The organism is Kribbella yunnanensis (assembly GCF_039529655.1).
Classification (GTDB): domain Bacteria; phylum Actinomycetota; class Actinomycetes; order Propionibacteriales; family Kribbellaceae; genus Kribbella; species Kribbella yunnanensis.
In genome coordinates this window covers 91,445-101,296 of record NZ_BAAANF010000002.1, presented here as the reverse complement: position 1 = coordinate 101,296, position 9,852 = coordinate 91,445, and the positions used below count along the sequence as shown (strand labels likewise).

The window sequence follows — 9,852 nt, the reverse complement described above, 5'->3', positions numbered from 1 at the left end:
CCATAACTGTCGCTATAGTGGCAACTGTGAATCTCTCCGACTCGCTCGCCGCGACCGTGCACGCCGCCCGGATCGCCCAGGATCTCTCCGTGAACGCGCTCGCCGAGCGCTCCGGCGTCTCCCGCGCCATGATCGGCAAGATCGAGCGCGGCGAGGCCCAGCCGACCGCGGTTCTGCTCGGCCGGCTCTCGGGCGCCCTCGGGATGACCCTGTCCGAGCTGGTCGCCCGAGCCGAACACACCGGCGACCTCCTCCGTCGCGCGGAGGACCAGCCGGTGTGGACCGACCCGGTCACCGGCTACCGCCGCCGGGCCCTGTCACCGGTGACCGAAGGACCACTGGAGCTGGTCGAGGTCGAGCTGCCACCCGGAGCCTCGGTTTCCTATCCGGCCGACGCGTACATCTTCAAGAGCCAGCAGCTGTGGATCCTCGAGGGCCGGTTGGAGTTCCACGAAGGACAGGACGTATATGAGCTGAACGCCGGCGATTGCCTCCAGCTAGGCGCACCGTCGCCCACCACATTCCACAATCCGAACGACACCTCCTGTCGTTACGTCGTTGCGCTGGTCAAGTCGCGCACCTGAAACCACTTACTCAGCGCGGTTTGCAGACCTGCGGTCTCAGTGCCGTTATCCGCGGCCCACGCGACATACCCGTCCGGCCTGATCAGCATCGCGATCTGCCGCTCACCACTACCGGTTACCACGTCGACCTCGTCAGTCGCCTGCAACTTGTACGGCGAACCTTCGAGCAGATCAAGCAGTACCGGTCGACCCGAGCGCAGGATCTCGGCCAGACGAACACCGTCGACGGTCAGGTCAGGGACCGACCGACCGATCAGCGGATGCGGACCATCGAAGTACCGGATGTCCGCGCCGGAGATCAGATCCGCGACATGCTGGACGACCGCGGGCTCAGTGAGCAGCTCGGCGAACACCTGCCGAAGTGCGGTGACATCGGGGCCGGGGGCAATCAATGCGGACTGCGCCTGAGTCTGCATGACGACTCGTTCACCGGCCGGCCGGCGTTCGGATTCGTAGGTGTCGAGCAGGCCTTCCGGCGCTCGGCCTTGGACCTCGGCGGCCAACTTCCAACCCAGGTTGAGGACATCCTGCAGTCCGAGATTCAGTCCCGGACCGCCCATCGCCGAATGCACGTGGGCCGCGTCGCCGACCAGGATCACTCGGCCGGCCCGGAACCGGTCGGCGATTCGCGTGTTGCCGCCGACAGTTCGCCGTACAAACGGAGTCTCCTGCGTCAGCGGAAGATGGACGCCGAGAACGCGATCGACGCTCGCCTGGAGTTCCTCGAACGTCATCTCCGCTTCCCCGGCGTCATCCCACTCGCCGGTGCTCACCAGCGCGGGGCGACCCGGGAACGGCGCGTAGACGAACAGGCCGTGGTCCGAGCGATGATGCATGTACGGCGGCACGTCGCCGTACCCGGGAATCCGCAGTACGCCGGCCTGCTCATCGAAGTACTCGGAGGGAACGGAGGCGTGGCCGGTCCGGGAGACCATGGCGTCGTTGGTCACGCCGACGAAATCGATCCCGGCGAGTTTGCGGGTGCGGCTGCGACCGCCGTCGGCGCCGACGAGGAACTTGGCGCGCAGCGTGTACGGGCCGTCCGGACCGGTGACCTCGACGGTGACGCCATCGGCGTCCTGGGTGAAGTCGGCCAGCTCGTGGCCGCGGCGCAGCTCGGCGCCGAGCTCCAGCGCGCGCTCCTCGAGGACCGCTTCGATCTTCGGCTGCGGCGACGGCAGGATGTAGATCGGGTTGTCCTCGATCAGCTGCAGGGGCAGGCGCATCGCGGCGAAGATGTACTCCGGACGCGGGGTCGGACCGCCTGGTTCGGCGCCGAGAGGTTCGGCGAGACCGCGGCGGTCGAGGGCGCGGGCGACCTGGCCGACCAGGCCATTGGCGCGCTGTTCGTTGCTGCGTTCGGCGAGGCGTTCGAGCACGATCGGGCGGACTCCGGCGAGCCTCAGCTCGGCGGCGAGGAGCAGGCCGTTCGGTCCGGCTCCGGCGATGACGACATCGACATCCATGGCGGTTCTCCTTTGCGAAGGCAGGACTCAGCACCCCGGCTGCTGGCCAGGGTCTTGGTGGTTGGAGATTTAGGAGGGTTCGGGCAGACCGGCGGTGATCCGGTCCAGGACCTCGTTGAACAGCTCGAACATCGACCGCGGCGGATCGGCGCGCAGCCACTCGTGCGTCGCGGTCAGTTGGGCGGCGCCGACGACCTCGGCAACCAGCCGTGGATAGACGCCGGTCGCTCCGGTCCGCTCGGACACGATCACGATCAGCTCTTCGGTGACGGCGGCTTGCGCACCTGCCATCGCGCCTTGGAGCGCAGGCTCGGCGACCATCAACCGAACGCCGGCCAGCCAGGACTCGTCCGGCAGTTGCAGACCGCCATGCCCCTCTTCCCCGAGCGTGAAGCCGGCGGCGACCGCGGCGCGAATCGCCTCCCACAACGGCTCGTCTGCGGGGCGCTCCCGGAGCGCAGCGTTGACCGCGTGGCCCCGGTCGACCTGACGGGCCGCGATCGCCTCGGCCTTGCTGGTGAAGTAGTTGCGGAAGGTCCGCAGCGAGACCCCGGCCTCGGCGGCGATGTCCTCGATCCGGACATTGGCGTAGCCGCGCTCGACGACCAGCCGGACCGCCGCCCAACTCAGTGCGATCCGGGTCTCGCGCTTCTTCCGCTCCCGCAGTCCCTCGGTCATGGCATCGACTCTACACAAACTTGCCCTTTAGGCAAAGATGCCTTTTCGGCAAATTTCTAACACTTGGCTTCTGCGGCGCTGCCGCCGTGATTGGCTGGGGCCCATGACGCTGGTCTGGGTACTGACCTTGCTCGGGATCATCGGGCTGCTGCTGTTCGACTACTTCTTCCACGTCCGATCCGCGCACGTCCCGACCGTGCGCGAGGCCGCGATCTGGTCCGGTCTGTACGTCGGGATCGCGGTGCTGTTCGGGCTCGGCACCTTCATCTTCGGCGGCTCGGCGATGGGCTCGGAGTACTTCGCCGGTTACATCACCGAGAAGGCGCTGTCGGTCGACAACCTGTTCGTCTTCCTGATCATCATGACCAGCTTCCGGGTGCCCCGGGAGAACCAGCAGAAGGTGCTGCTGGTCGGCATCGTGGTCTCGCTGATCGCCCGGGCCGGCTTCATCTTCCTCGGCTCGGCGCTGCTGAACACGTTCTCCTGGGTGTTCTACCTGTTCGGGATCGCGCTGCTGCTGACCGCAGGCAGCATGCTCAAACCGGAGACCGAGGAGTCGCACTCGGCGCAGAACCTGGTCGTCCGGCTGGCTCGCCGGATGTTCCGGACCAGCCCCGACTTCGACGGCGACAAGCTGTTCACGGTGGTCGACGGCAAACGGCTGATGACTCCGATGGTGCTGGTGATGGTGGCCATCGGCGGTACCGACCTGATGTTCGCGCTGGACTCGATCCCGGCGATCTTCGGTCTCACCCAGAACGTCTTCGTCGTCTTCACCGCGACTGCCTTCAGTCTGCTCGGCCTGCGGCAGCTCTACTTCCTGCTGGACGGTCTGCTGGACCGGCTGATCTACCTGTCGTTCGGGCTCGCGGTCATCCTCGCCTTCATCGGCGCCAAGCTGATCCTGCACGCCCTGCACGAGAACAACCTGCCGTTCATCAACGACGGCGAACACATCGAGGTCGGCGAGATCAGCACCGGCCTGTCGCTCGTGGTGATCCTGGTCGTGCTCGTGCTCACCATCCTCGCGTCGCTGCTCAGCACGCGCGGCCGGACCCAGACGGCGATGGCCCACATCCGTCGCGACGCAACGGCGTACCTGGATGAGGAGTACACCGACGACCCGGGCGAGCGCGAACGCATCTTCCTCCGCCTCCTCCGCGCTCGCGACCACATCGTCGCCCTAGGCCCCAAAGCCCGCCAGCAAGTAAAGAACGAGCCGGAGCTATTGGCCCTCTGCCATCAGGTCTCCGAAACCCACGCCACCCTCCACGCCGGCCACACCAAGGGCTACATCCAGCCGTAGCGAAGGACACGTAGTAGGGACCTACGTATAGCCAGCTGCACGCCTGGGCTTTGCGGGCCGGGGACCGATTCGGCGACTACCACGTGTCCTTACCGACAACGTGCGCGCCTAGGGTAGGCGGATGCAGCGGATCTCGACGCGGAACGCCCGGTTCCAGGTGTGGCAGTCGTACTTGGGGAATCGGAACAAGCGGCAGCGGGCCGGGGAGTTCCTCGTCCATGGGGTGCGGCCGATCTCGCTCGCGGTGGATCACGGGTGGCCGATTCGGGCGGTGATCCACGATGCCGCGCGGCCGCTGTCGACCTGGGCCCGCGAGCTGCTGGGACGACTGCCGGGTGTGGAGCGCATTGCGATGGAGCCTGCGCTGCTGGCTGAGCTTGCGGAGAAGGACGAACCTGAGCTCATCGCGGTCGTGGAGATGCCGGCTGACGACCTCGATCGGATTCCGGTCGGCCCCCACTTCCTCGGGGTCGTCTTCGATCGTCCCACCGGCCCCGGCAACATCGGCTCGATCATCCGGTCCGCCGATGCCTTCGGCGCGTCCGGCGTGATCGTCACCGGCCACGCGGCCGACATCTACGACCCGAAGGCGGTCCGCGCGACCACGGGCTCGTTGTTCGCCGTACCGGCGGTCCGAGTCCCATCGCACCGCGAGGTGATCGACTGGGTACGACGTACTGACGTCCCGATCGTGATCGCGGGGACCGACGAGTCGGGCACCGTCGATGTCTTCAACTTCGATTTCACGCAGCCCGCGTTGGTGCTGATCGGCAACGAAACCAACGGGTTGAGCTCCGCGTGGAAGGAAGCGGCTGACGTGTTGGTCCGGATCCCGATCACCGGCGCAGCCAGTTCGCTCAACGCGGCCAACGCGGCGACCGCCGTACTGTATGAGGTTTCCCGCCAGCGCTCGTTGTGAGTCAGGCGGTGCAGAGGATCTCTCCGTGCAGGATGGAGATCCAGCCGTCGGGCCTGGTCGCCCACGTTCGCCACGCGGCCGAGATCCCTTCGAGCGTGGCCTCCGGTACGCCGGCCAGTCGGGCCTGATCGGCCATCGCCGACTGCAGGATGCGGTCGGCCCACATCCCGCCCCAGAACGCGCGACCATCGGAATCGGCGAAGGTCCAGTTGCTCGCCGAGGAATCGACCTTCTCGAACCCGGCCTCGAGCGCCCACGACAGCAGCTGCCGACCCGCGTCCGGCTCACCACCGTTGGCGCGGGCCATCCGCTGGTAGAGCGCCATCCACTCGTCGAGCTCGGGGAGCGTCGGGTACCAAGCGAACGCGCGGTAATCCGAGTCGCGGGCAGCGACGATCCCACCTGGTTTGCAGACTCGCCGCATCTCGCGGAGCGCCTGGACCGGATCCGCGACGTGCTGCAACACCTGGTGCGCGTGGACGACGTCGTACGTGTCATCGGGGATATCAAGCTTGTGGACATCGCCGACGACGAACTCGATCTCGAGGTCCAGCTCGGCGAAGGTCTCGCGGGTGATGTCCAAGGCTTTGGAGGTCGCCTCGAGCGCGGTCGTCCGGCCGGGCTCGACCAGTCGGGCGAGGTCGGCGGTGATGGTGCCGGGACCGGCGCCGATGTCGAGCAGCGACATGCCAGGGCGCAGATGCGGGAGGAGGTAGCCGGCCGAGTTCTCCGCGGTCCGCCAGCTGTGCGAACGCAGTACGGACTCGTGGTGGCCGTGCGTGTACACGTTATTCATCCCAGGCTCCTTTGCCCTCGGCGACACGCCTCACGGTAGCCCAAGATCTTGCTTCATGAGACATATCGTCTCGCATAGCGATACCTACTAGTTGCCTGGAGCAAATGCTTCTATCCCTGATGCCATGGTTGATCTCTCGTACGACGACGCGCTGCCGCTGCACGCGGACGTCGAGGTCCTGGGTGAGCGCGACGGCGTGGTCGTGGCCCGATGCCGTTACGACAACGCCGAGGGCTCACCGGTCGAGGGCTTTCTGGCCTTTCCGTCCGGCGCACTGCTGGCCGGCGACGAGGTGGCCGGAGTGATCTACCAGCACTCCACCGGCGGCAAGGAGGGGTTCCTGCCGGAGGCGATCCAGGTCGCCGAGGCCGGCGGGATCGCGCTGTCACTGGCGATCGCGGACACCGGCGACTCGGTCCGCAACCTGCGCGAATCGATCCTCGCAATCCGGCGCGGCGCCGACCTGCTCACGTCGTACGGCGTCGATCGGTTGGGCTGTGTCGGGCACTCGATGGGCGCGATGATGGCCGGCACGGTGAGCGGGATCGACCGGCGGTTCCGGTGCTTCGTGTTCGACTCGGGGCTGTCCGGGATGAGCATCTTCTACCGCGACACCGCGCACCCGGAGACCAAGCGGGTGCGGGAGTCGATGACGCCGGAGGAATACGAACCGCTGCTGGCGTTGATAGAACCGTACGACTGCGGGAACTTCGTCGGCGACGCGGCACCGGCGGCTCTGCTGTTCCAGTCGGCCTGGTTTGATCCGAACGTGAGCCGGGCGCATTGCGAGGCGTTCTTCGCGGCGGGGAGTGAGCCGAAGGAATTCCGGTGGTACGACACCGGGCATGTGATCAACGAGGTGGCGGCGTACAGCGACCGGGCCCGGTTCCTCGCCCAGTGGCTGGACCTGCCGGGGCTGCCGGATCGGCTGCGCTCACGTACTTGACCGAATATGGCCAGACTCTGAGGTGGGTGGCGGGCGAATCTTGAAGGGCTTCGAACAGACCCTTCAGGAGGAACTTTCATGTTGGCCAAGGTGTTTCCCATCCAGCTCAAGCCCGGTAACCAGGCCTTCGCCGAGGAGATCGTGCGTTCGTTCGCGCCGCTCGGCCCGGGGGTTGAGGAGGGCACGCTGTCGTTCCGCGTCTACCGGCACCCGGCGAACCCGGACTACCTGCTGTTCGTCGAACACTTCGCGAACCAGGCGGCGTACGACGCGCACACCGGATCGGCGGCGTACAAGGATCTGATCGCGGGCCGGTTCGCGGATCTGATCGTCGAGTTCGTCGAGCACGACCACGAACTGCTGGTGAGCCTGTGACCACGCAGGCTGAGCAGGCCCGGCGGCTGCGGGCGCTCCACGCGCAGCCGCCGCTCGTCCTGCCGAACGCGTGGGACGCCGGTTCGGCTCGTGCGATCGAGGCGGCCGGGGCTTTAGCGATCGCGACCACGAGCGCCGGGGTCGCCTGGTCGCTCGGGGTGTCCGACGGTGGTGGGCTGTCGATGGCCGCCGCAGTCGGTGCGATCCGTGCGATCGTCGCTGCGGTCTCGGTGCCGGTCACGGTCGACATCGAGGCCGGGTACGGCGACGTGTCGGCGGCTGTGACCGCCGTACTGGAGGCTGGCGCTGTCGGTGTCAACCTCGAAGACAGCACCGGCGGTGTCCTCGACGAACCATCCGTCTACGCTTCTCGCATTCGCGCGGCCCGCGCGGCTGCCGTTGCCTTCGGCATCGACCTCGTGATCAACGCGCGCACCGACACCTACATGTTCGGCGACGGCGCCGGCACGATGGACCGTGCTGGTTTGTACGCCGAAGCCGGTGCCGACGTGCTCTTCGTACCGGCCGTCGTCGACGCACCGACCATCCGCACACTCGCCGCCGACTCCCCGCTACCGCTCAATGTGATGGCCGGCCCCGGCGCACCATCAGTCCCCGAGCTCGTCGAACTCGGCGTCACGCGCATCAGCGTCGGCCCAGCCATCACAGCTCGCGCCTACGCGTTGGCAACCGCCGCCGCAACCGAGCTACTGAAGACCGGCACCTACGACACCTTGGCCTAGATGGAAAGCAGCCAGGGACCTCCACGGGCTGAGATGTCCGGCATCGCCCTCAAGCGGCCAGGCATCTCGCCCGCCAAGGCGCATCACCACCAACTGCGCCGCCCGCCGGCTCACCCCAGCCACCTGCTCCAACCGCCGCCCCAACTCCTCCGGACTTCCACACTCCAACTCAAGGTTGCCCTCAGCAACCTCCCGCGCCAACTCAGCCACCGGCTCCACCCCACGCAACGCCTCCGCCCCCGGAAACAAATGCGTCAACCCAAACCCCAACCCCGGCACCGCAACCCCGTACACCTCCACAATCTTCCGCAGTACGTCGTCCGCTTCGTCAGCTGGCAGTTGATCGCGGACCACCGCCTGGACCGCCACTTCGAACGGGCCCCACGCTCCAGGCACCCGCAGGCCTGGTCGTTCTATGAGGCGGGGACCGATCTCGGGGTCGGTGCTGAGGAACTGCCGGGCTGTGCTTGTGTCCGTCTCGAGACCGACCAGGCGCGCGGCGCGGTCGACCACGTGGATGACGCCCTCCCAGAACGGCAGATGGGCCTGCAGCAGGAGGTGATCCGGCCCGCCCGGCCCGATCTCCAGCAGGCCCGGTTCGCCGTCCAGCGTGATGGTGCGCCGATAGATCCCGTCCTCGACCGACTCCACCCCCGGGATCGCGTTGGCCTTGAGGAACGCGCTCATCGCCTCCCAGTCGTACGGCGGGGTGAACGGCAACCGCAGTACCAGCCCGCCGTCCGCCGTCAACCGATCCGCCTTCCGCCGGCGATCCCGCAGTTCCTTCGGTGCGGCCCGGAAGATCTCCCGCATCGCCCGGTTGAACTGCCGCAGACTCCCGAACCCGGATGCGAACGCCACCTCCGCGATCCCCAGATCACTATCATCCAGCAACCGCCGCGCGAAATGCGCCCGCCGCGACCGCGCGAACTGATCGGGCGTCACCCCCAGATGCTCATGGAACATCCGTCGCAGATGCCGCGCCGACACCCCGATCCGCGCCGCCAGCGCCGCCTCCCCCGCGGCATCGAGCACTCCCGCGATGATCAGCTGCACCGCCCGGCAGACCAGCTCCGGCGCCTCGTCCGCGACCGTGCCCGCCACCCGATACGGCCGGCACCGTAAACACGCCCGGAACCCAGCAGCCTCCGCCGCAGCCGCCAGCTCGAACGTCTGCACGTTCTCCGCCAGCGGCTTCGCCCCACACCCCGGCCGGCAATAGATCCCCGTAGTCCGAACCGCCGAATACGTGGTCACGCCGTCACCCCCAATCCCAAGCCCTCCCCGTCATGCCCCAAACGCTAACCACCCCCACCGACACTTTCCGTCCCATCACCCGACCGACAGGACGTATAGACCTACCGCCCCGCTCAGCGCCCCAGCCCGGACCATCAAATCGGCGTATACGTCCTGTCGTTGCGCGGATTTCGGTTGGCGGGTCGCGGCCGAGATGGCTAGGGTTCGGCGGTGGACTCGAAGCCGCTGGTCGTCGTCGTAAGTGGTCCACCGGGGACCGGCAAGACGACGTTGGCGCACCGGGTGGCGGGTGCGATCGGATGCCCGGCGATCTGCCGGGACGAGATCAAGGAGGGGATGGCCCACGCCACCCCGGGATTCGTCGCCGGACCGGGTGATCCGCTCACGATGCGGACACTGTCGACGTTCTTCGATGTGATCGGTCTGCTCGTCGGCCGCGGTACGACGATCGTCGCCGAAGCCGCGTTCCAGGACCGCATCTGGTCACCCGGCCTGAGCCCTTTGCTCGGCCAAGCCGACCTTCGCATTCTGCAGTGCACGGTCCCCGCCGAGATCGCCCTCGACCGCATCACCGCGCGGACCGCGACCGACCCGCGGCGTGCCGCACACGAGGACGCGCAGATCACCGCGGATGCCCGACTGCGGACCCACAACGCCTTCCAGGCCGTGGATCTGCCGGTTCCGTGCCTCACCGTCGACACGTCGGTCGAGGACTACAAGCCGTCGTTCCGCGAGATCCTGCAGTTTCTGTCCTAGGCACCTATTACTGTCGTCGGTAACGC

Annotated in this window: 11 protein-coding genes; 7 read left to right on the top strand and 4 right to left on the bottom strand. The window is 67.3% G+C overall.

The genetic code is table 11. From position 1 onward, the window contains the following. Positions 1-26: 26 nt before the first annotated feature. The gene (locus tag ABD231_RS01820; protein WP_344144446.1) at positions 27-584 is read left to right on the top strand and encodes a helix-turn-helix domain-containing protein; all 558 of its coding nucleotides are present in this window, start codon (positions 27-29) and stop codon (positions 582-584) included. Here ABD231_RS01820 and ABD231_RS01815 read toward each other — a convergent pair. Beyond that, the gene (locus ABD231_RS01815; protein ID WP_344144444.1) at positions 551-2,050 is read right to left on the bottom strand and encodes an FAD-dependent monooxygenase; all 1,500 of its coding nucleotides are present in this window, start codon (positions 2,048-2,050) and stop codon (positions 551-553) included. The genes ABD231_RS01820 and ABD231_RS01815 overlap by 34 nt on opposite strands. 69 nt (positions 2,051-2,119) lie before the next feature. Next, positions 2,120-2,728 (bottom strand): TetR/AcrR family transcriptional regulator, encoded by a 609-nt coding sequence (locus ABD231_RS01810; protein WP_344144442.1) that lies wholly within the window; start codon positions 2,726-2,728, stop codon positions 2,120-2,122. Positions 2,729-2,831: 103 nt separating this feature from the next. On the opposite strand from ABD231_RS01810, the gene ABD231_RS01805 reads away from it, so the two are divergent. Then, on the top strand, positions 2,832-4,034 hold the full coding sequence (locus tag ABD231_RS01805; RefSeq protein WP_344144440.1) for a TerC family protein: 1,203 nt from the start codon (positions 2,832-2,834) through the stop codon (positions 4,032-4,034). 121 nt (positions 4,035-4,155) lie between these two features. Beyond that, the gene (locus ABD231_RS01800) at positions 4,156-4,953 is read left to right on the top strand and encodes a TrmH family RNA methyltransferase (RefSeq protein ID WP_344144438.1); all 798 of its coding nucleotides are present in this window, start codon (positions 4,156-4,158) and stop codon (positions 4,951-4,953) included. Position 4,954: 1 nt separating this feature from the next. Here ABD231_RS01800 and ABD231_RS01795 read toward each other — a convergent pair whose 3' ends face one another. Further along, on the bottom strand, positions 4,955-5,749 hold the full coding sequence (locus ABD231_RS01795) for a class I SAM-dependent methyltransferase (RefSeq protein WP_344144436.1): 795 nt from the start codon (positions 5,747-5,749) through the stop codon (positions 4,955-4,957). Positions 5,750-5,873: 124 nt separating this feature from the next. Between ABD231_RS01795 and ABD231_RS01790 the strand changes: the two genes are divergently transcribed. From ABD231_RS01790 to ABD231_RS01780, 3 genes are all read left to right on the top strand, one after another. After that, a complete protein-coding gene (locus tag ABD231_RS01790; protein WP_344144434.1) occupies positions 5,874-6,695 on the top strand; it encodes an alpha/beta hydrolase family protein in 822 nt (273 codons plus the stop codon). A 78-nt stretch (positions 6,696-6,773) separates the two neighbouring features. Continuing rightward, positions 6,774-7,070, top strand: coding sequence for a putative quinol monooxygenase (locus tag ABD231_RS01785; protein WP_344144432.1), 297 nt, complete (start codon positions 6,774-6,776; stop codon positions 7,068-7,070). Continuing rightward, on the top strand, positions 7,067-7,813 hold the full coding sequence (locus tag ABD231_RS01780; RefSeq protein ID WP_344144430.1) for an isocitrate lyase/PEP mutase family protein: 747 nt from the start codon (positions 7,067-7,069) through the stop codon (positions 7,811-7,813). The genes ABD231_RS01785 and ABD231_RS01780 overlap by 4 nt, the downstream gene beginning before the upstream one ends. On the opposite strand, the gene ABD231_RS01775 is transcribed toward ABD231_RS01780, so the two are convergent. Further along, on the bottom strand, positions 7,778-9,070 hold the full coding sequence (locus ABD231_RS01775; protein ID WP_344144428.1) for an AlkA N-terminal domain-containing protein: 1,293 nt from the start codon (positions 9,068-9,070) through the stop codon (positions 7,778-7,780). The two genes, ABD231_RS01780 and ABD231_RS01775, sit on opposite strands and share 36 nt — an antisense overlap. Positions 9,071-9,280: 210 nt before the next feature. On the opposite strand from ABD231_RS01775, the gene ABD231_RS01770 reads away from it, so the two are divergent. Then, the gene (locus tag ABD231_RS01770) at positions 9,281-9,826 is read left to right on the top strand and encodes a P-loop nucleotide/nucleoside kinase family protein (protein WP_344144426.1); all 546 of its coding nucleotides are present in this window, start codon (positions 9,281-9,283) and stop codon (positions 9,824-9,826) included. Positions 9,827-9,852: the final 26 nt, after the last annotated feature.